Below are 21869 nucleotides of genomic sequence, written 5' to 3' on the forward strand. Positions count from 1 at the left end.
AGCGGGTTCATTTTATTGATTTACGTAGGCCTTTTTTATTATATTAGGCGTGCGTAATGTGATTTCTTGATTGTGTTGATGACTGACCATAATAGGCATTATCGCCGTGCTTCCTATAATAATGTTTATCTAACAAGTATTGCGGAACATGAATTTCTGATCTTGTTGACTGCAAAGCATGGTAACTAATTTCTGCCGATACTTCGAGCACTTTAGCGTTGTATACGGATTTCTCTGGGGTCGTGCCCCATGTAAATGGGCCATGTTGACTGACCAAGGCAGCAGGCGTCGCGTCTGGGTCAAGCCCACGATGCTCAAACTCTGATACAATAACTTTCCCAGTATTTAGTTCGTAGGCCGTCTTAATTTCCTCTTCACTTAGGGCCGGTGCACAAGGAATATTCCCATAAAATGTATCGGCGTGCGTTGTACTGACAGCTGGGATATCCATTTTTGCCGCAGCAAACGAAACGCCCCAAGGTGAATGAGTATGCGTGATACCACCTATATTTAAAAAGTGTTGGTAGAGATAGGCGTGTGTAGGCGTGTCACTAGATGGATTGAGATTACCTTCTACAACTTCTCCGTCCAAATTAACCACAACCATATCGGAAGGTTTTAATTGGTCATACTCAATGCCAGAGGGTTTTATTACAAATAGCCCTTTTTCACGATCAATGCCTGAGACATTTCCCCATGTAAATGTTACTAATCCTAATTTAGGCAACGCCATATTAGCCTTATAAACTTCATTTTTAAGCTTTTCTAACATGATTACACCTCGATTAAAATTCCAGATTCGGTTAGTAAATCAACTATAAAATCATGAGCGTTCTCAATTTTATTAATGCAATCGCTCTCCTTTTCAGACCACATTTCAATTGTAAATGTACCCTGATAATCTAGTCGTCTTAACGTCTTAAATAATCCTAAGAATCCAACATTTCCTGTTCCAAAAGGTACGTTTTTAAATTTTCCTGGTGTATTTGACGTAACAGCTAGCGTATCTTTAACATGTATAGCAATAATACTGTCTAATCCTTCTGTCAAATCCTCTCCTGGATTATTTTCAGGCCAAGCTGAAATATTGCCTAAATCTGGATATGCCTGAAGCCAAGGTGAAACAACGGATTTCTTAATCTTCTTCACCTTAGCAATCGAATTAATAAAAGTGTCATCCATTGTCTCAATGGAAATCATAACCTGGTTTTCAGCTGCAAAATCAACTACCCGCTGCAAGTTTTCAATGAAATTTTCACGTGTTAACACTGTCTTAGAACCATAATACTCATCATATCCAGCAATCTGTATGTTCCTGATTCCTAGGTCTTTAGCCAAGATAATTGCTTTCTTACACATGTTATATGCTTGAGTGTATATTTTTGGGTTCTCAGATCCGAGAGGATATTTTCTAAGCGCGGACAGCATCATTGTATCAATTGGTATGCCTGTTTCATACACATCTCGAACTAACTGAAACCGTTGTTCCTTATTCCAATCTAAGCGTTCAATACGTTCATCTGTCTCATCAATTGAGATTTCTACAAAAGAGAATCCATGTTTTTTTGCTAAATTGAGTTTATCTCGCCAAGACATCTGAAAAGGTAATGACTTCTCGTTAATTCCAAGTTTTGCCATCGTTACGCCCAATACTTTTTAATCTCATTTTGAAAATCTTGGGCTGTCTTAGCAGGATCCTTTTGCCCTGTAATTGCACGACCAGCAATAAATGTGTATACGGGAACGCCTTTGAATAATTTAATCGTATCGATATTTAGTCCACCTGTAACAGATACTTTGAACCCCATATCCACAAAACGTTTTACAATGTCCAAATCTTTTTTACCCCAAACCTCTCCTGCTAATAATGCGTCTCGGCTTTGATGATAAATGACTTGTTCGATACCAATTTTTTGCCATTCTTTAGCCCGGTCCCAGTTCCATGCTGAATAGAGCTCAACTTGAATGCCATCCAACACAGATTTTGCTGATTTCATTGTTGCAATTGTAGCTGAATCAATTACTGTCATCAGGTCAGCCCCAGCATCCTTAGAATTTTGTGCGACTGTCGACCCCGCGTCAGCACATTTTGTATCAGAGGCAATAATCTTATCTGGAAACATCTCTCGCAGTACGCGAATGGCTTGCTGGCCTGCTTGTAATTCTAGAATTGTCCCAACTTCTACAATATCGACAATTGGTCCTGCTAGATGAGCAATTCTTGCTGCATCTGCCAATGTATTTTGATCTAAGGCTATTTGTAAATTAGGTTTTGTCATTATCATATCCTCACTTTTTATATTTTTCTTCAAAATCTGTTTCATCAATGATACGTTGGGTGATTTCTTTATCGCTCATAACATTCTTCACACCAACGATCGTCACACCTTTTTTACTGGCATCTTCAAACATACTGACAAAGTTTAAAGGTGTGAAAACTGCGTCATACTGACTTGCTGTCGACTTTCCTTCAGCAATACTTGTATGATTAATCTTACTGATTGGAATACCTAGTTTTTTCATTGATTTTTCAACACTCTTCATCATCATCAAACTGGTACCCGATCCATTGGCACAAGATACTAAAATATTCATAATAATTTCTCCATTTCTTTTTAATTACAAATTGTTTTATTCAATTCCCTTATTTTCTTTATATGCATCGTAATCCTCAACCATTAAGAAATAGTTTTTTGGATCTTTACGATATTCTAGTTGAGGAATCAAGAGTAAGATTGCCGCTACCAGCACTACTCCAAAGTAACCTAAGTATTTCAAAATAACTGTAAACACTGGCCAAACCGTATCCCAATCAAACATACCCAAGTAACCACCAAACTTAGACATACCAATCCATGTTGAAATTAGCGCAGCGCCAACTACTTGAATAATGCCTGAGAAGAAGGGTAATATCATCGCCGCTTTTGCACCCGCACGATTATTGGCAATAACACCAAAGACCGCATTATCGAAGAAGAGGGGGATAAAACCAGCAATTATAATTGTTGGTGAATGAAAGATCATCAATGCACCAATAGCTAAGAATTGACCCAATGCACCAAACAAGAAACCGATTGTTACTGCGTTTTGTTCTCCAAAAGCAAATGTTGCTGCCACATCAATTCCAGGCACAGAATTTGGCAAGATTGTGTCACTGATACCTGTAAAGCTTTCAGTTAATTCGCCAACGAAGGTACGAACCCCTAGTTGTAAAATTGCCAAATTGACAGCAAATCCCAATGATGTAGTCAAAATGTAGAAGAAGAAACTAGTTCCTTGGGCTAATCCTGAAGTCCCCTTACTAGTAATAAACAATTGATGAAAATAGTTTTCTCCTAACACAACCATGATGATTCCAAAGAACAAGAACATCAGGATAGCCGTTGCTACCATGTTTTCATTGAATATTCTCAAAAACCCAGGAAGCGTTATATCTTCTAAACGTTTTGCTGATTTAGTCTTGCTTTTATCAGAAGACTTTTTCATTTTGTCGGAAATCCACGCAACCAAAGCAATTCCAAACATTTGCTGATGCGCAATGGCAAATCCGCCACCATCTGTAAGTTGTTGTGTTGCTTTGATGGTCATATTCGATCCAACCGCCCAATATAAACCGAGTAACACGCCCATCACCAGCAGCACTTCAATTCGTCCTAAGCTAGGAATGGCAAAGAGTAGAATCCAGAATGCTGTCGCAGCTTGTTGCACTTGAACATTTCCTGTTGTAAACACTGCTCGTAATTTTGTATATTTTGAAAATCGAACGAGTAAAATGTTAAAAACAAATGCAATCAACAACAGAATCATCACATCACCAAACGAACGACCAAATGTTTTCTCTAATCCATCCGTAACAGCATTTTGACCAAAATACGGATCAATTACTGTCGCTGTAAGATGAAAACGATCTTTCAAACCTGTTAAAATCGGACGAAAACTGGTTACTAATCCGTTTGACCCCACTATCAAAATCACATAACCAATCGTGGCTTTTAAAAACCCAGCCAAACTTTCATACCAAGGTTTCTTTTCCAACATATACCCAATCAATACAATGAAACCAATCATGTATGCTGGCTGAGTTAAAATATTATCAGCAAAGAATTCCCAAATTTTTAATATTCCTGCTAGTATGCTATCCATTTTATTCTCCTCATTATTCTGCAGGGATACTCTCAAAATGATTCATAACTTGATTAAAATCATCTAGTGTTTCGATATTAGATAACGCTTCAATCATGCCATCGGTCATTAATAAAGCCATCAAATTTTGAATATTTTCTAAGTGTTGTTCTTCGTTTTTAGCAGCCAGTGTGAAAAATAGTTTTCCTTGTTTTTCTGGATTCCCTTCTTCAAAAGACACCATCTCACTGAATTTAGCGAAGCCAATACCTGTACCTAAAACACCGGGTCCAGTAGCCAATGCATGTGGCATTACAACTCCTGGAACTATCACAATATACGCACCATTGACTTCGACGTTTTTGATGATTTCATTTATATAAGCGTCAGTGATAATTTCTTTTTCCTTTAAATTTTCACTGGCAATACGTAGTGCTTCACGCCAATCTTGCGGTGTCTCATCATAAATACGTACCAAATCATTATCATGAAAATATTTAAGCATCGTCATTTTATTGCTCCTTTAGAGGAATGATGGGAATGGCACATCATTGTCCGTTGAAAAGACATCTGAAAATCCTCGATCATAATGGTATTGGATTTCATCCCTATCTTGTGGAAATGTATAGCTCCCGCCAACCTTCCATACAAATGGATGGAACTGATAATTAAGCGTGTCCTTCTTCATTTGCCAAAGTTTTACAATTTCTTGTGGATCAGCATCAAAGTTAGACCAAATATCATAGTGAACTGGAATAACCACCTTTGCCTTTAGATCTTCTGCTGAACGAAGTACATCAATTGACGTAACCTTATCAGTAATTCCTCTTGGGTTTTCGCCATAATTAATAATTTCAACATCTATATCATTTTCATTACCATGCTTAGCAAACATATTAGACATATGGGAATCAGCCGCATGATACAAATTACCACCAGATGTTTTAAGTAAGTAGTTCACTGCAATTTCGTCCATATCCTGTGGTAAAGCACCTTTAATTTTCACATCTGGATCTACCGTTAATAAAGCTGTGCGATCGAAGGCTTCTAAAGCTTTAATCGTTACCGATTTTACCGTGACCTCATCCCCTGGATGAACTACAACAGTACGATCAGCTGGCACACCCCAACTTTCCCAGATATCAACGACTGCCTGAGGCCCAATAAACTTTGTTTCGGGGCTACTATTTTGTAGCACAGCTGCTGCTGTATTAATATCTAAGTGATCTGAGTGGATATGTGTTACTAGGAGTGCATCTACGTTCTTTATAGCATATGGGTCAATAACAAATGGTTGCAAACGTAGATTGGGTTGCATTTTTTGAACACCACTCATTCGCATCATCTGGTGCCCTTTTTTCATTAAACCGGACCCATGCGATTGTTTTCCAGTACCGTTCCACAAATCTACTAAAATGTTGGTATTTTCGTGTGTTTTAAGCCAAACACCATTATTGGCCAGCCACCACATTCGGAAATTATTTTCCGGTACTTGTGATGCTTCAATTTCTTCGTTTAACCAAGTTCCCCACTCTGGAAATGTATTCTCTATCCAGTTTTCACGTGTTGCTTCTTGAACATTCTTTGCTTTTACCATAGTATTTAAACCCTTTCTATAAATAACTAAACTTTAAATGTATGCGCTTACATTATTTGCTACAACTCTATTATTAAACATGATAAAATAAAAAAACAGTCCCATTCCGCCACAAAAAGAGCGCTCTAATGAGACTGTTTACCTTCTCTTCCACATTGTAAAATAAACATAAACTAGGGATGATATTATTTGTTCACATATAGGAGAGGAACGATTAAAAATGCAAGTGTCAAACATGAATTATGCGAAATTTATTAATTATATAGCCACACAAGAACTATTACCAAACGTACAGACCATGGCAAATCGTTTGAACTTGTCTAGCCGTAAAATTTATTATCTACTTCAGGCAGCGAATTCCGATTTACGTTCATCAAACCAACCTTTTCTTGTTCCAAGCACAAAAATTTCAGATTCTCAAATTTCTGTATTAAAAAATAAGCTATCACACGCGCCATCCGATGAATACCTTACTTCGTATGAACGGCAGCAGATCATGGATATTTGTATTGCCCTCCCCTTAAAAAAATGGACTCTATCTGCATTTCAATCTTTATTTGATGTATCCAGAAATACCGTATTACGCGATATCGCAGATTTAAAAAAGAGAAAAAAATTTCGTCCTGAATTTTCTAAGAAAAATGGTTTTGAGTTTAAGGAACCTCGCTATGATTTATTAGTCCATGCATATAACAGTCTGATGCTACTGCAAAGTCACAGAAACCCGCTTAACTACTTTATTCACTCACTAGATGGAGAACCCTCTCACTCCAAATTTTTACTAGTCAGTGAAAAATTGAAAAATATGTACAAAGATTCTTTGGAAAAAAGTATCTCTATTTCTAATGCATTGACACTCACTATTTTTTCTGTTGTTTCTTCAATGTATAGTAGCCATCATCCTATTACTGAAGAAATCCTGTTCAATGATTCTGATATTACATCATTTACAAATCGGCGAGAACATAATATCATTCAAGACTATGCTCTTGTAGCAGAAACTAATTTTTCGATTCACATACCAACTTCTGTGAAACTATTTTTAACACTACAACTTCTTAGTGTTACCAAAGAGCAGGATGATCACTTTAGCTCACACTCGTTTCAAGACCTCTTGATTCTAAGTGAGCACATTGTTGATGCTTTTATGACTATTTCTCACATCACCAGTAAAAATACTGAAAGAAAAATACTGATCCGAGAAATACAGACTCAACTCAAACCGTTTTGGTACGCTGTTCGTTATCAGAATATTACTGTCTACGAATATTTATATCACGAACCACTTTTTGAAAAGTATGTTGTAGAATCCCTAAATCAATTAACTGATAGCGCTTTATATAACCATTTATTTCCTTACGGTTTGCTTCCGGATCAAATCAGTGTTCTAGCCATGATATTCTACAATTTCAGCCTATCTCAGCAAAAAGAGACCAAACTGAACATATTGATGGTTACATCCCTGCCAATATACAGCCAGAACTTATTTAAAACTGTCATTGAAAAAAACAGTACTGTCCCATGCGCACTGACTATTCATGCGCTAAATAGTTTTGATAATTCATCAAGCAATGTCAATCAATCTGATTTAATTATTACTGAATCTACCGAAATCAGTACCAAACAACCAACATTTCTAATCGACAGTGAATTGAAAGAAAGTGAGTTCGATCGTCTTAAGACTGTTATATCACAAATCAATCCTATGGAGAAAATAACAAATGACAAATAAAATAAAAATGATTGCCCTAGATATGGATAATACACTGCTTATGCCAAATAAAACCTTATCCGAAAGGAACACAAAAGTTCTACAAAGTTTACACACTATGGGAAAAAGCATAGTGCTGACCACTGGTCGCCCATTCCCCAACGTACAGCCTTTCCTTTCACAACTGCAATTGAATCAAAATAATGATTACGCCATTCTATTTAACGGAGCAATTATCAAAAACATATATACAAATCAAAATCTAATCAATCATGTCTTTACTCTTTCAGACGTTGATGAAGTGTTTAACTTAATACATAATATTCGTTTGCCAATTGACCTTGTTACGCAAGACAGCGTATATTCTATTAAAGATTTTGGAAAATCTGGGTATGTTGAATTAGTAGGGAAACTTATTCCTTATTCAGAAAAACTTTTATCTGAATTAACTCCAGATCTGATGTTTAATAAGTTTGTCGTCTGCGCCACGGACGCAGAGTTAAATTATTTAGAAAACGTTCTCCAACACACGCCCATACTAACTAAAAATATAAATTTTGTCAGATCAAGAAGAAATTTATTAGAGTTTGTTCCAAATAAGGTTACTAAGGGCGCTGCATTATCAAAACTACTCAAACAGTTGTCATTGACTCCAGATAATTTAATGGCCTTTGGTGATGAAGCAAATGATTACTCTATGTTGAGCTTAGCCAGAGTTTCAGTAGCTATGGATAATGCCATCCCATCGATTAAAAAAGTATCAACAAACATTACTAAGAGCAATGCAGAAGACGGCGTAGCTGAATTTTTGGAAAGTTATTTTTCATTGTAGTAGTTATAAAATAAATCAATTTTCTCTCTCAATCGAAATTCTTGACAAAACCATACGATTTTCCTAGGATAATACCTATGTTGATTAAATCATATATATCTTATGATTCAGATATTTCTCAGAAAGTGGTGAAACTGTCATGCCTTTATTTATTCTTGGATTAGTCATTGGTTTTGGCTTGCCTATACAAACCGCAGTTAATTCCAAACTTCGCAGTGTGCTTGGTTCTGCATTTAATTCTTCGTTAGTTTCATTTGGTGTTGGAACACTTTTTCTAATAGCTGTAACACTAGTAACTACTCATTCTCTCACGATTAGTGGTTCCTTTTTTTCAACTGAACCTTGGTGGATTTGGATTGGTGGTGCGCTAGGTGTCATCTATTTAACCGGTAATATTGTCTTATTCCCCAAATTAGGTAGTGTCCAAACTGTCATTATGCCAATTCTTGGTCAAATTGTCATGAGTATGCTCATTGATAATTTTGGTTGGTTTTACTCTAAGCAACATGATTTTACTTGGTTTAGAGGAGTAGGCGCCCTACTAGTTTTAGCCGGCGTCTTTCTTTCTGTTTCATTAACACAACTAGTATTAAAGCAAAAGAACAGTCCAAAAGAAGCAACTTCACAAAATAATGAGTCAAACTACATAAGATTACCTTGGCAATTTCTGGGATTTGTAACCGGTATGCTTAGCGCTCTCCAAACAGCTATTAACGGTCATTTAGGTAAAGTAATTAACTCCTCACTTAAGGCAGCTCTTATTTCATTCTTAGTCGGATTCGTAACACTGCTTATTATTGTCTTAATAAATCACTATGCTCATAAAGCAAAACAAGCTATCCAACTTTCACAACAGCCTTGGTGGATTTGGGTCGGCGGTATCATTGGGGCTCTATTTGTCTTAGGAAATGTTTATCTAGTGCCTTTACTAGGTACTGGATTGGTAGTTGTCATTGTCTTAGTTGGCCAAATTGCTGGCAGTTTATTCGTAGACCAATTTGGGTGGTTTGGAGCTAAGAAAAATCCCATTTCAGTCATTCAACTTCTGGGTTTATTTTTCATGGTTGGTGGCGTTATGTTAATTAAATTCTTTTAAAAAGTAAATACAATTATTCACCAACTTAAAATAAAAAATATAAAAACGTAAAACACCTATAAGTGTTTTACGTTTTTTATTAAGTGTCGACAAAATACATTCTGACATTGTCTATTGCAAAGTTCAAAGTCCCGTATTCATCCACTGTTTAAAATGATTAACCGTACTTTGTGGTACATATCGCAAATGAATAATATGATGCCCATTGCCATCCCTTACAATGACATCAAGGTGTAGTGCTTTTTTTCTAAAAACTGTTATGAACCCGCTTTCTCGCACCCCTTGAATTTTATCACGACGAATATAATAACCTTCCTTGCTAAAACCATTGCTTCGCTGTATATACACTAATTCTTGATTAAAACCAAGCTTTTGCTCGGTAATCGTCAGTGTGTTCTTCAGAATTAGTATGGCTGTTATCACCATCATGATGATGAAGAATAGCAACATATATGATCTTTGCAACATACTTGGAAAATAAAACATGACAACCGAAATTACCAAAGTCATTATAAAAATGTTGCGCAAAACACTGAAACGAACCTGATACCAAGCCGCTTTATCAATATTACTCACTTGCCAATGATCTACATCAAAATCAATAGACGTTAAGACCTTTTTTAAAGTGGTCATGATTTTATCTATTGACGCCACAGGAATCAGAACCGTTTGGGCATCTTTTTCATCCTGACTCGCCGAAAGCAACACATTAACACTCACTAATCTTACCAAACGCCTTAACATTGTTTGACGAAGTTGTATCGTTTGTATTCTATTAAGTTTTAGTTGCATCGTTTTATGCGCTAAAAACCCACGTGAGATATCTAAATGATTGTTCTGATGTTCAATTTTAAAATTAAAATATCGATTAAATATTCTGAAAAAACCGATAAATATACCAACAATCACGGTTAAGACAAAAAGAATACAAAGTCCTGTCACAGATTGATGATTAAAGAAATCTTCAAAACTCGATTTTAAATTCTTTGGTAACATCTCATCAACTTGAGACCAAATCGTGAATAATACGACAACGCCACCTAACCCACCCAAGGATGTCAACGCATAGACGATCAATTCCTTTGTGGTCACCTGATATTGAAGCTTCGTTGTTTCAATTGTCTCAAATTCTTTCTGAATACTATTTTGAGCAACCCGACGTTTTTGTTCAATTAGGTTAGCTTGTTTTATAGTTAATGCATCAAAAATCACATCTGGTTTTCCTTGACCTGACGTATCAATTTGCATGCGCACAACATGAAAAGGTTGATAGTAAAAAGGTATCGTACGCGTTATCGTTTGAATTCGTTCAAATGGAATGTGCAGCTGATTTTTATTGAAAATACCTTTTTTTACAGTTAATTCGTGTTCATCAAACTCAAAGATAAAGAAAAACCACTGTACCCAAGCGCTTAGCAACAGAAGTAATAAGGTAACAATCACAATGATAGGAAAATATGTGAATCGGCTCTCATTCATATTGAATAGCCCCAAAAGAGCCGGCCATATAATCAATTTTATATTAGTTAACAAATTTATAAAAACAGCAAATAGACTTTGGTGTTGTTTAATCATCGGAAGCTACCTCACGTGCATGTAAAGCAGCTATTACCAATTGACCTCGCATTTTTTTTGCGGTCAATTCCTCAATTTCTCTAATCTTAAAACCATGTGCAGCAGTTTTGATTGACAAGTCCATTAATTTGAACTGGCGTAAAATAGGTCCTTGTGTTGTATCAACATTTTGAATACGATTTAAGGGAATAGTTTCTACTTTTCTAAATACAAATCCTCGATAAATATAAACCGCATGGTCATCTATGTAGTAACGCCTAAAATGGTAAAAATAATTAATCAACGCCATATGAATAAGCGGTATCGACACAACTATTAACATGAAGACTAAAGCAATATTTGTATAAATATCCCTTTTCGATTGTAAAAAAAGGATATAGACAGTGGCTAGTCCTATAAATGTAAACAAAAACCAAATGACATCATGGATCAACCAAACGAATTTGGCTGTTTTGGGTAATTGCACGGCATCTTCTGGTATCATATTCTTCCCTCGATCACTCTAAAATTATAATATTTAGTTTATCAAAGCAATTTACCGAATGCAAAAAAGTGACATCAATTTGAGACTTCAAATCATTGAATTACATCGGTTTACGATACTCGTTCATCAACATTTAAACCATCCTTGCATGATTATACGTTTTTCCTCTATATCTTGTATAACCTTGTTGGAACTCTGATAACATCAGTTCTCACAAATCATGGCTCATTCAGAATGGTACTGTCCACCATTTAGTATAATCTGTGTCGTTAAAAATATGTTCTTCATAACATTACCATCCACAATATATACGTGACAATGTTCCCATACACCTATTTCACATAAACATTAATACTGTTTCACGTTTACTTCATTAGAAAATACGCAAAAAACCGCTAGTAAAAATTTATTAGCGGTTTTGCTACTGTTCATCTTATTTTTCTGGTAACACTCACAAGCACATACAAAACAGCCTATTTATCAAGATATTGCTGTATCTTATACATATCATCTCTGATTTCTAGCACTTCATCCTTTGTTAAACCATTAAAAAGTTTCAATATTTGCGCGTCTGTTGAATCATTAACATGTTCTAACACTTTAATGCCGTCATCAGTGATACTTAGAGAGTTTTTCCTGCTATCATTTAAAGACCTTGTCTTTTCAATCAATTCATCTTTCTTTAATTTACGAAGAATTCTACTCATATAGCTTCTATCAATATTTAATTTAGCGACTAGATCATTAGCTATGTATTCACCGTTTTTTTCCCTTATCTCAAATAAGACTCGTGCCTCCGTGATAGAGTATTCTGTATTTGAAATTTTGCTGTCCAACATACCTATAACAGTTGCATAGAAGCGGTTAAACCGTCTGATATCATCAATAATTTCTTTATCCATAATCCCTCATTTAGTTGACTAAGTCCACAAATAGTGATACTATATCCTCAAATATGGACATAAGCAACAATTTCGTTGTTTAATATCTATTATATATCATTGATAGGAGCATGCTTGTTATGATTATTAGAACAATAAAAAAAGAGGATAATTTGATTGTGAAAAAAATTATCCAAGAATCTCTAGAATCTTTAAACTTTGCTATTGAAGGGACTGCATACTTTGATCCCCAATTGGGCCGCCTCAATGAATACTATGATAATTTAGATAACGCAAAATATTGGGTAGTCGAATTAGATAATAAAATAGTTGGCGGTATCGGGATTGCACCATTTGACAATGAACAAGGAATTTGTGAGCTTCAAAAGTTATATCTAATTCCTGAAGCACAAGGATTAGGAATCTCCAAAAAATTGATGGAAACCGCGTTATCCTTTGCCAGCACTCATTATAAGTCCTGTTATCTGGAAACAAATCATGATCTTAAAGTTGCTTGTATTTTATACGAAAAATTTGGCTTTAAATTATTAAATTCTCCAATTTCTGGTTCTGGGCATTTTGCAATGAATGCTTGGTATTTGAAGGATCTAGAGGTAGTAAACCAATAGCATTTTTCAATCTTTTATTTGTTTCAACCCAATACCAGTTAGCGCAGAAGCAATTGACATCACAGGCGACAACAATGCAAACAGCGTGAATGGTGCGAAAGCTAATACCGATACACCTAGTGTTTGCGCTGCAAAGGCACCAGCGACACCCCACGGTACTAAGTAATTTGTTACTGTACCACTATCTTCAATTGTTCTTCCCAACGCCAGCCCAGATAAGTTCACACGTGTAAAGCTATCTTTAAATAACTGCCCAGGTAAAATAGTCGCTAGATATTGTTCCCCAACCAAAAAGTTGGCGCCAATACCTGTTAATAGCGTTGCTAAAACTACTGATCCTTGGGATTGCAAATGTCCTACAACAGGTGCCATTACAGCTTTCAATATACCCAAACCATCTAATAGACCACCAAGCGCTAAGGCTAACATAATCATCATTACGGTATCCATCATTGAAGACATACCGCCACGATTCAGTAAAAGAATTAAGGTAGGATTGTTACTTGTCGTCTTGAAACCATGAACTAATAAGTCAGAAAAATCAGATACACTGTGTTGTGCTAAAAAAGCCACACTGGAAACCAAAATGTTAATCATTAAGGCCGCAATAGCTGGGATTTTAAACCAAGCGGTGACTACCAGCACAGAGAGTGGCACAATAGCCCACCACGTTGGTTGCAATAATGGTAATAATGAAGCAATTTTTTGTGTTGTTCCCGCACCCGAACGGTGGCCGAGACCAAGCATAATTGTCACAAGAAATGTTATCCCGAAAGCAGGTAATGTTGTCCACATTAAATTTTTGATATGCGCAAATAAATCCGTCTCTGAAATGGCACTTGCTAGGTTAGTTGAATCAGACAAGGGAGAACTTTTGTCCCCAAAAATAGCGCCAGAAAGGATAGTTCCAGCGACTAACGCTGGATTTAAGCCCATTAACGTTCCTACACCCATTAACGCCACACCCACAGTTGATAACGTTGTAAACGCACTACCAATTAACGTTCCTACTACGGCGGAAGTTAACAAAGCAGTTGGTAAAAAGAACTGGGGATTTAGCATTTTAAATCCAACCCAAACCATCGTAGGGATTACACCGGTAGCAAGCCAAAGTGCTATCAGGGCGCCTATTAGTAAAAATAAAAACAACGGTGCTATACCTGAAGTGATTCCCTTAATCAAAGCTGCTTGACTTTCTTGCCAACTCACACCTCGTAACCGAGCGACTAGGACAATCATACTAATCACTAGCAAAATCGGCACACTCGGCGATAGTCCAAAGACAATAACAGCAGTAGCTAAAATAATAATTACAACAATCAACAATGTCGTCGATAACTTGGTAGTTAGTTTGTTTTCCATGTTTATCTCCCGCGAATAAGAACTATATTTCTGCAATAAAAAACGTCCCTGCTGTTATAAAACAGAAGGGACGAATCGACATTTACAGAAATCCGTGGTACCACCCAGCTTACGCGTCAAAAACGCATCACTTTAACATTTGATAACATGGTGTTGCCACGCTTAAATATTAATAGCTGTATTTCAGATAACGACACCTGCGCAGTTTTCACCAACCACTGCTTCTCTTCACCCCGAATGTCAATCTTACTTAGTATTTATGCTATTCACAGAAATTTTATTCTACTATGAAATTCTTTTTCTGTCAACTTAATCTCATATGTTACAAAATTTTCTCAAATCCATGTACAAAAATGCTTATTTATTAATAAGTTCAAGACCATATTCTGCTAACAATTTTTTGTCAGAAACACTATTTAATGAAACTCCTTTCGCTCTAAAGGAATCTAACAAAGTGGTTGTAATTTTTTTACTGTCCAATAGATCTTCGTGTTTTGTGTTGGTAAACTTGTACAAGGCATCAGTATCAACTATTCTGAAGACATGCTCTTTGCTTTCATAAATCACCGTTATATATTGTTGTAACCATTCACTTTTATTCTTAATCATAATTGAAGCCCACCTTTCTTAACCACATTGTACACCTAGCAAAGAAACTTTATCTAGAAAAGACATGTGTCTGCTTAAATGAGTTCAATATAATTAACCAAGTTTCTTATTGTGACTAATTTAACTTTATTAGTACAGTCGAGTCTATTAGCTTAGCTTCTTTTCTAACCCTTCCATTGGTGCTAATGCGTTTTGGTAGTCGCTTTGCGTTTCGATGTCATCAGTAAAATGCATGACAGAATAAAAGGACTCTCTTAAATAAACTTGCATGACAGATGGAATAGCCAATTCTGCCATATCGGACGGACTAATCAAAGTACGAATACTTTCCAAATCGTTTCTTTCAATCTTTTGAACCCATTGCGGCTCTCTAATGAATTCTCGACCAATAGCTACTAAATCTGCACCATCAGACATGACAGCATTAACATCATCTGGTGTTTCCACTGATCCTATACCAATAAGCGGTACTATATTCTTCGTATGTTGAGAAAACTGAGAAATTAACGTTTCCTTGTTCGCCTTATTGTTTAGAGATGTCCGTTTATAACTGCCCATAGATAGATGGATATAGTCTACTTTGTGCTTAATCTGATCAACGAAGAAGAGAGAATCTTCTAATCGAATACCGGGCTCCTCAATTTCTTCTGGGGAGATTCGATAACCGACTATGAATGGTTTTTTTGAATATTTTTTTACCGTTTTATTAACAGTTTCAATCACAGCTAATGGGAACTTTAGGCGCTTTCCTCTAGAACCACCCCACTCATCACTTCTTTGATTGGAATTTTCAGAATAAAATTGTTGCAACAAATAAGTGTTGGCGCCGTGTAGCTCGACGCCATCAAAACCTGCTTCAATCGCTCGCCTAGTTGCTTCGCCAAATTCAGTAATAATTTGGTGAACTTCTGAATCGTTTAATGCCCGTGGAGTCTCAGAATCAGCTGGATAACTAGCAGCAATCGCACTAGCACTAACAGGGCGTTCCCCACGAAGGATAGCACTATTGGCTTTTCGACCTGCATGAAATATTTGCAAAATTGCTTTGGTACCGTCTTTATGAATAACCTTAGCTAATTTAATTAATCCTGGTAGCATTGCGTCATGAGCAACTGATAATTCGCCTTCAAACCCTTTACCATTATCACTAACATTAGCAACACCAGTGATGATAATCCCCGGGCCGCCAGCACGAGCTGCATAATAATTAAGTTCATCGGTGGTTATCATGCCATTATAAAAACTAGTCATTGTTGTCATAGGTGACATCACAATATGATTTTTAATTACTAAGCCGTTATCAAATTTAAAACGAGACAAAAACTTTCGTTTTTCCATTGTATTATCCTTTCGGTCAATTGTTTCTTATTCCTGTACATGTAGTATACTGTTTACAGATATTGAAACAAGTACGCACTAATATGTACCATAGGAACTAAAAGGTACTCGTAGAATATATAAGGAGTCACGTAATTACTGATGGAAAGAATATATCATATCGGTGTAGAAGCAACTTTAGACGTGATTGGCGGCAAATGGAAACCAATCATATTATGTCATCTAGGCAATGGCCCTATTCGTACTGGCGAGCTCCGCCGTCGAATACCTAATATCGCCCAAAAAACGTTGACACAACAGCTACGCGAATTAGAAGAAGATGAAATTATTATACGCAAAGTCTATAATCAAGTGCCACCAAAAGTAGAATATTACCTATCTGAGGAAGGTAAGACTTTGCGAGAAGTATTAATAGCAATGTCTATTTGGGGTGAAAAACGAGTCAGAAAATTGCAAAGTAATATGCAACCAGTCAATTTATTGAATAATAATCACAATGGCTATTTGAAATTCGATGATTAATATTAAACCTTTCTCGCTAATTATCTGGCATGTGATTAAAACTATTATCATCAAATTCATTTATATAGTCAATATTTTATGCTCCACTTATTTTACATTTACCAATACCATTGTCAGTGGCCATTTTGATTCAAAAAGTTAATATAACAAATTTAAAGCATTATAAACCTGCTGAAATACGGTTCAACCGTTCAATGTCGCTGTTAGACAAATCGAAATTCAAAGCCTCTACGTTATCTTGCGCCTGTTGTATTTTAGATGCTCCTGGGATCGCTAAAACTGTATCCCCTTGAGCATTAATTAACCAGTTTAAAGAAATCTGAGAAATTGTCACACCATAGTTTAGTGATAACCTCTTTAGTTCTTGATAAAGTGGTTCAGTCCTTTGCAAGGTTTTGGTAGTCATATTCGACTGTAGCTTTCTAAAACGACTCACCTTTGATAAAGATTCAGGTTGTTCATGAAATCGCCCTGTTAATAATCCTTGTTGCAAAGGCGAGTAAGCAATTATTGTTATCCCTAATTCTTTAGCAGCCTCTAGTGTGCCATTTTTCTCAGGACTACGGTGTAGTAAATTATATTTAACTTGATTGGAAGCAAGTGTCATCCCATACTCTTGCAGTAAATGATGGGCTTTGACCATTTGTTTAGCAGAAAAGTTGCTCACCCCAATCTGTTTCACTTTGTGTTGTTCTGCAAGCGATACCATGGCTTCAATCTGCTTTCTTAAAGATGACCGAGATGTCGGTTGATGAATTTGATATAAATCAATGGTCGGTATTTGTAGGTATTCTAAACGGTCATCAATCGTTTTAGTAATTGATGACGCCGAACGAGCCAAAGGAAACCATTTACTCGCGATGAAAGGATTGGTTGCTAAGGCTTCTTCTCTTTGCAAGCGCTGCGTTACTTCCCCAATAAATGTTTCAGAGGTTCCATTGCCATAAATTTCAGCTGTGTCTATCCAATTCATCCCATTCTGTAAGGAATGCTTGATAATTTCATAAACTGTCTCCGTCTCGGTATTTCCCCACATTGAGGTTCCGCTGCTATTTTTTGTGCTATATTGCCAGGTACCTAGTCCCAGTGGAGATAAATACAGGTCAGTCTGTCCTAATTGTCTACTTTTATTCATGGTTATTTTATTTCCTTTTTTATTTTCAATCGTACGATGTTTGTGTAGTATGCTATTATAGATAAAAATACTTTTACTATAGGATGAAGAAAATGAATGATGCTGATTTATTAAGATATCTTATCAACGCTGTCCAAAAAGAAGGACAGAAAAAATATGCTGAGTTCTTAGCTCCTCTTGGTATAACACCTAATCAAAGTGAGGTGTTACAAGTTTTGTCAAAAAAAGAACCTCTATCATTAAAAGAATTAGGTAATCTACTAATTTGTGAAAGTAAGAGTCCTAGTCGATTAGTGCAACGATTGGTGCAAAATGGTTTCATCTATAAAAGTAAAGCCATTGATGATAATCGAAAATCAGTCCTACATTTGACCTCTAAGGGCCGTGAGTTAATACCTAGTATCAAGGAGAAAGAAAACCTATTTAATGCATATAATCTCTCCTCTCTATCTGACACGATTGATATTAAAACCTTTATTTCTGTTTTGAGATACCAAATAACTGGTACAGAGAGTGAACAAAAAATTGAAAAAAGAATGAAAATAGATTCATCATTAACTTGATGAATCTATTTTACTTTTCCAATTCGTCCATTAACATACTAGGATAACGACTGCCATGTGTATTAGATTCATCAAATATTTTATCTAAAATATGAATTATTTTATCATCAAGATCAATATGACTTGATGCAATATTTTCGTTAATGTGCTGAATTGACTTACTTCCTGGGATAGCTATTAAGTTACTGTTTTTTTGCAATAACCATGCCAAGGCTAGTTGTGAAGATGTCATTCCTAACTTTTGTGATAAATTACGAATTACTTTAAATACTTCCTGATTAGCAGTGAGATTGTCACCCTGAAACCTAGGCAAATATTGGCGTACGTCTTCTTTCGACGCATCCAAACTAAAGTCATCTGCAAAAAATCCTCTGCCCAATGGACTGTATGCTACAAATCCAATTTCATTTGCTTGTAAATAAGGCATTATTTCTTTCTCAACACCACGACTCCACAATGAATATTCGCTTTGAACCGCCGTTATAGGATGTGTTTGATGAGCTCTTTTAATCGTTGACAAAGAGGCTTCTGATATCCCAATGTATTTAACTTTACCCTCTTCAACTAGTCGAGACATTTCACCAATGCTTTCTTCAATTGGTACATCTGGGTCTACTCGATGCAGGTAGTACAAATCAATATACTCTCTATCTAAACGAATCAAAGACTTTTCAACTTCAGATCTAATATAATCAGGACGACCGTTGATTCTCTTTTGGTTCAATTGCATTTCTTGAATGCCCACTTTTGTGGCCACTGTTACTTGCTTGTCCACGCCTTTAAGTGCTTTTCCTAATAATTTTTCATTATGTCCGTTACCATAAACATTTGCAGTATCAAACAATGAAACGCCATTAACGACCGCCTGCCTAATTGACGCAATTGATTCCTTGTCATCAGCGCGACCGTACGTGCTACTCATACCCATGCACCCCAACCCGACTGATGAAACTTTTAACCCTTGCGACCCTAAATTTCTTTGTAGCATTTTCTTTTCCTTTTTTTGTAATAATTTGATAAATACATGATATATCATCTATTGTTTATAAACAACATATAATTAATAAAATTTATAGTTTTATATAAATAAAATGACTAGTCATTTTTAACTATAAAAAATGTCGACTATATTCATAATATATAAAAAGAGTGCAAAGTACCTGCACTCATAAAAACAGTTTATTAGACCCCTATCTACCAACCACAACAAAAAACAGCCTGCTCTCAGGTGACAAACATAAGACCCATACATCTTATGCGTCACCATCGACCCTAATTACCAGCCACATGTACGTTTTCACACGTCCATCACTTTCCAACTAGAGTACTGAGCAAACTGTCCTGGATTAAAGAAAATCCGCTTAAGCTATCATTCGTATAGCTTACACAACTTGAATTGTTTTAGGACTCTCTCCTAATCTATACTTAAATTGTAACATGGTTCTTGTTTTTTTGCAAGCGCTTACACCGAAAATATTTGTCTGTTCGGTATAATTAAAAAGAGCAACATTTTTATAAAGGAGAAAAAGTAATGAAAAAAATAGATGCCTTTCTGATCATCGCAAAGGAATTGAATAAGGTAGCAATTACTCCTGTCCTGATGGGTTCTGTTGGTCTAGAATATTTAACAAAAATAGATTGGCAGGCTAATGATATAGACATTCATGTACCCGGAAATCCTAACGGTTGGGATGCACCAGACCGTCTAAGAATCTACCAATGGGACTTGATTCTAAACATCATGCTTGGTTTGGGTTTTCAACTAACGAATTTGCATGAACATGAATTCCAAAAAGGGGATTTATCAGTGGCATTTGGTAGTATAGATTGTTTACCACAATTCGCAAATGTTGATTTACAGGATTTAGTTGAAAATAACCTCGGCAGTATTAAATTTCTGACGCCCACTTTACAACAATTTATGAATATTTATACAGCATCTTCAACGGACAGTTACCGCCAACAACAGGGCAACCAAAAAGATTTATCCAAAATTGTCTTTCTTAAAAAACAACTTTCACTGAAGAAGGAGAATAACAAATAGTTTATTTGTTATTCTCCACTGTTTTTTTAGTTCGTTTCGCCATTGTGATCGCTAACAAAGCTGTGATAATTAACATGATTATAAATACTGATAAAAAAAGAATTTTCATCCAACCTCGATCCATCATCATACCCGAATAAATGGGACCAATGACTCGACCTGAGCTGATCATCATTGAAACAAAACCTTGTGCCTGTCCAGCTACTTCTTTGGGGGTGATTTGCGCAACCCATGCTGGAACCTGCGGACTTTGTAACATTTCTCCAATCGTTAGTAATTCAAACACTAGCACAATTTGCCAAAACTCTTTTACAAATATTAAAAAGAAAAAGCTAGAAGCAAAAATAATACTACCTAAAATAACTGAAACTTGATATGGTCGCTGATTTGCCCAATTAGAAACAAACTTCTGAAGCAAAATAATAGTTACGCCGTTAATCATCCATAAGTCTGCATAATTACGCGTTGGCATACCTAAACTTTTCATGTGCGGTGCCATCACGGTTTCCCACAGCATGTAGGATAAATACGTAATGAACAGCAATGCCCCAATGGCAACTAAAACTGGCGTCAAGCGAAAACGTTGATTTGGTGCACCGACACTGCTCACTTTTTCTGTTCCTTCAGGCGTCGTAACGCCCGTTGCTTCAGTATTCGTGCGAACTACCGGAACATTAAATTTGGTTGCAATAATTAACATTAATGTAAAATATAATGCTGCCGAAATCATCATCAACAGGTTAAAACCGTAATCAAATAAATATCCTACTGCTAAGGTCCCCAAAACCACCCCAATATTCAACACAATGTACATATTATTGAATACGATGCGCGTTTTTTCACCAGGAATTGTTGTGGCAAAAGAGTTAACTAACGTTTGTTCCGCGCCCATACCAAAATTAGCTAGCCAAATAAAAAAGGCAAATACGGGCCACCCATTCCAAATAATTAGACTGGAAACAGCAATTAAGATGATAAAACTCGTAATTACCATCGCTTCATATGGCCGCCAATTATCAAATAGTTTGCCACCAACAAATGAGCCAACCATACTAATAAGTGATCCCACCATTAAAACTAGTCCCGCCATCGTAAAACTTTGGTGCAAAACACCGGTCATATAAAGTGTCGTGACTGGCCAAATCATTGAATTTCCAGTGTTGGATAATAAAGTACCAAAAAGTAGCCACTTTTCATCAAGTGGCCGCGGCTTATCAGTTAAGTCAATTTGCATAAATCCTCCGAATAATAGAATAATTGTAACACGAAACCTATTCATATAACGGAAAATTAAGTGATTAATTTATCATCATTTGCGCATATCCCGTTTGTTTTTTATTAATCGAAGGATGACATATATAATACCCAT

23 protein-coding genes are annotated in these 21869 nt (G+C 36.1%); 7 read left to right on the forward strand and 16 right to left on the reverse strand.

Annotation, left to right across the window (positions count from 1 at the left end; genetic code table 11):
• Nucleotides 1-43: 43 nt before the first annotated feature.
• The 7 genes from RHP56_RS09815 to ulaG are packed head-to-tail and all read right to left on the reverse strand — an operon-like array spanning nt 44 to nt 5719.
• Nucleotides 44-772: an L-ribulose-5-phosphate 4-epimerase gene (locus RHP56_RS09815; protein ID WP_102753569.1), complete on the reverse strand. Its 729-nt coding sequence runs from the start codon at nt 770-772 to the stop codon at nt 44-46.
• A gap of 2 nt (nt 773-774) precedes the next feature.
• Entirely contained in the window at nt 775-1638 is an 864-nt protein-coding gene (locus RHP56_RS09820) for an L-ribulose-5-phosphate 3-epimerase (RefSeq protein WP_102753568.1), read from the reverse strand.
• A 2-nt stretch (nt 1639-1640) separates the two neighbouring features.
• Nucleotides 1641-2279: a 3-keto-L-gulonate-6-phosphate decarboxylase UlaD gene (locus RHP56_RS09825; protein WP_011680517.1), complete on the reverse strand. Its 639-nt coding sequence runs from the start codon at nt 2277-2279 to the stop codon at nt 1641-1643.
• Between the two features lie 10 nt (nt 2280-2289).
• Nucleotides 2290-2595: a PTS sugar transporter subunit IIB gene (locus RHP56_RS09830; RefSeq protein ID WP_102753567.1), complete on the reverse strand. Its 306-nt coding sequence runs from the start codon at nt 2593-2595 to the stop codon at nt 2290-2292.
• A 36-nt stretch (nt 2596-2631) separates the two neighbouring features.
• Nucleotides 2632-4143 carry a PTS ascorbate transporter subunit IIC gene (locus RHP56_RS09835; protein ID WP_102753566.1) on the reverse strand — a complete coding sequence of 504 codons (1512 nt, stop codon included), beginning with the start codon at nt 4141-4143 and terminating at the stop codon, nt 2632-2634.
• A gap of 13 nt (nt 4144-4156) precedes the next feature.
• Nucleotides 4157-4633: a PTS sugar transporter subunit IIA gene (locus RHP56_RS09840; RefSeq protein ID WP_011680520.1), complete on the reverse strand. Its 477-nt coding sequence runs from the start codon at nt 4631-4633 to the stop codon at nt 4157-4159.
• 12 nt (nt 4634-4645) lie between these two features.
• Nucleotides 4646-5719, reverse strand: coding sequence for an L-ascorbate 6-phosphate lactonase (gene ulaG / locus RHP56_RS09845; protein WP_102753565.1), 1074 nt, complete (start codon nt 5717-5719; stop codon nt 4646-4648).
• A gap of 220 nt (nt 5720-5939) precedes the next feature.
• Between ulaG and RHP56_RS09850 the strand changes: the two genes are divergently transcribed.
• From RHP56_RS09850 to RHP56_RS09860, 3 genes are all read left to right on the forward strand, one after another.
• A complete protein-coding gene (locus RHP56_RS09850) occupies nt 5940-7451 on the forward strand; it encodes a BglG family transcription antiterminator (RefSeq protein ID WP_102753564.1) in 1512 nt (503 codons plus the stop codon).
• Nucleotides 7441-8262 (forward strand): Cof-type HAD-IIB family hydrolase, encoded by an 822-nt coding sequence (locus RHP56_RS09855; RefSeq protein ID WP_102753563.1) that lies wholly within the window; start codon nt 7441-7443, stop codon nt 8260-8262. Before RHP56_RS09850 ends, RHP56_RS09855 begins: the two co-directional genes overlap by 11 nt.
• A 139-nt stretch (nt 8263-8401) precedes the next feature.
• Entirely contained in the window at nt 8402-9358 is a 957-nt protein-coding gene (locus RHP56_RS09860; RefSeq protein WP_084014679.1) for a DMT family transporter, read from the forward strand.
• A 123-nt stretch (nt 9359-9481) separates the two neighbouring features.
• Here RHP56_RS09860 and RHP56_RS09865 read toward each other — a convergent pair whose 3' ends face one another.
• From RHP56_RS09865 to RHP56_RS09875, 3 genes are all read right to left on the reverse strand, one after another.
• Complete coding sequence (locus RHP56_RS09865; RefSeq protein ID WP_223317065.1) at nt 9482-10837, reverse strand: PH domain-containing protein; 1356 nt, start codon at nt 10835-10837, stop codon at nt 9482-9484.
• Between the two features lie 88 nt (nt 10838-10925).
• Complete coding sequence (locus RHP56_RS09870) at nt 10926-11417, reverse strand: PH domain-containing protein (RefSeq protein WP_011680524.1); 492 nt, start codon at nt 11415-11417, stop codon at nt 10926-10928.
• A gap of 473 nt (nt 11418-11890) precedes the next feature.
• Complete coding sequence (locus RHP56_RS09875) at nt 11891-12319, reverse strand: MarR family winged helix-turn-helix transcriptional regulator (protein WP_011680525.1); 429 nt, start codon at nt 12317-12319, stop codon at nt 11891-11893.
• 119 nt (nt 12320-12438) lie between these two features.
• Between RHP56_RS09875 and RHP56_RS09880 the strand changes: the two genes are divergently transcribed.
• The gene (locus tag RHP56_RS09880; protein ID WP_050884524.1) at nt 12439-12927 is read left to right on the forward strand and encodes a GNAT family N-acetyltransferase; all 489 of its coding nucleotides are present in this window, start codon (nt 12439-12441) and stop codon (nt 12925-12927) included.
• 6 nt (nt 12928-12933) lie between these two features.
• Here the strand turns inward: RHP56_RS09880 and RHP56_RS09885 are convergent, their stop codons facing one another.
• From RHP56_RS09885 to RHP56_RS09895, 3 genes are all read right to left on the reverse strand, one after another.
• Nucleotides 12934-14289, reverse strand: coding sequence for a Na+/H+ antiporter NhaC family protein (locus RHP56_RS09885; RefSeq protein ID WP_011680527.1), 1356 nt, complete (start codon nt 14287-14289; stop codon nt 12934-12936).
• A gap of 357 nt (nt 14290-14646) precedes the next feature.
• Nucleotides 14647-14898: a hypothetical protein gene (locus tag RHP56_RS09890; protein WP_011680528.1), complete on the reverse strand. Its 252-nt coding sequence runs from the start codon at nt 14896-14898 to the stop codon at nt 14647-14649.
• Between the two features lie 147 nt (nt 14899-15045).
• Nucleotides 15046-16236 (reverse strand): NADH-dependent flavin oxidoreductase, encoded by a 1191-nt coding sequence (locus RHP56_RS09895; RefSeq protein ID WP_010292669.1) that lies wholly within the window; start codon nt 16234-16236, stop codon nt 15046-15048.
• Nucleotides 16237-16377: 141 nt separating this feature from the next.
• Between RHP56_RS09895 and RHP56_RS09900 the strand changes: the two genes are divergently transcribed.
• Complete coding sequence (locus RHP56_RS09900; protein WP_462794701.1) at nt 16378-16758, forward strand: winged helix-turn-helix transcriptional regulator; 381 nt, start codon at nt 16378-16380, stop codon at nt 16756-16758.
• Nucleotides 16759-16918: 160 nt separating this feature from the next.
• On the opposite strand, the gene RHP56_RS09905 is transcribed toward RHP56_RS09900, so the two are convergent.
• The gene (locus tag RHP56_RS09905) at nt 16919-17893 is read right to left on the reverse strand and encodes an aldo/keto reductase (protein WP_462794702.1); all 975 of its coding nucleotides are present in this window, start codon (nt 17891-17893) and stop codon (nt 16919-16921) included.
• 92 nt (nt 17894-17985) lie between these two features.
• Between RHP56_RS09905 and RHP56_RS09910 the strand changes: the two genes are divergently transcribed.
• On the forward strand, nt 17986-18456 hold the full coding sequence (locus RHP56_RS09910; RefSeq protein ID WP_010285549.1) for a MarR family winged helix-turn-helix transcriptional regulator: 471 nt from the start codon (nt 17986-17988) through the stop codon (nt 18454-18456).
• A 10-nt stretch (nt 18457-18466) separates the two neighbouring features.
• Here the strand turns inward: RHP56_RS09910 and RHP56_RS09915 are convergent, their stop codons facing one another.
• Nucleotides 18467-19444 carry an aldo/keto reductase gene (locus RHP56_RS09915; protein WP_011680531.1) on the reverse strand — a complete coding sequence of 326 codons (978 nt, stop codon included), beginning with the start codon at nt 19442-19444 and terminating at the stop codon, nt 18467-18469.
• A gap of 543 nt (nt 19445-19987) precedes the next feature.
• Here RHP56_RS09915 and RHP56_RS09920 point away from each other — a divergent pair.
• Nucleotides 19988-20500 carry a phosphoribosylanthranilate isomerase gene (locus RHP56_RS09920; protein ID WP_114665936.1) on the forward strand — a complete coding sequence of 171 codons (513 nt, stop codon included), beginning with the start codon at nt 19988-19990 and terminating at the stop codon, nt 20498-20500.
• 1 nt (nt 20501) lies between these two features.
• On the opposite strand, the gene RHP56_RS09925 is transcribed toward RHP56_RS09920, so the two are convergent.
• Complete coding sequence (locus tag RHP56_RS09925; RefSeq protein ID WP_011680533.1) at nt 20502-21734, reverse strand: MDR family MFS transporter; 1233 nt, start codon at nt 21732-21734, stop codon at nt 20502-20504.
• Nucleotides 21735-21869 lie beyond the last annotated feature (135 nt).

The organism is Leuconostoc sp. C5, from assembly GCF_056530425.1.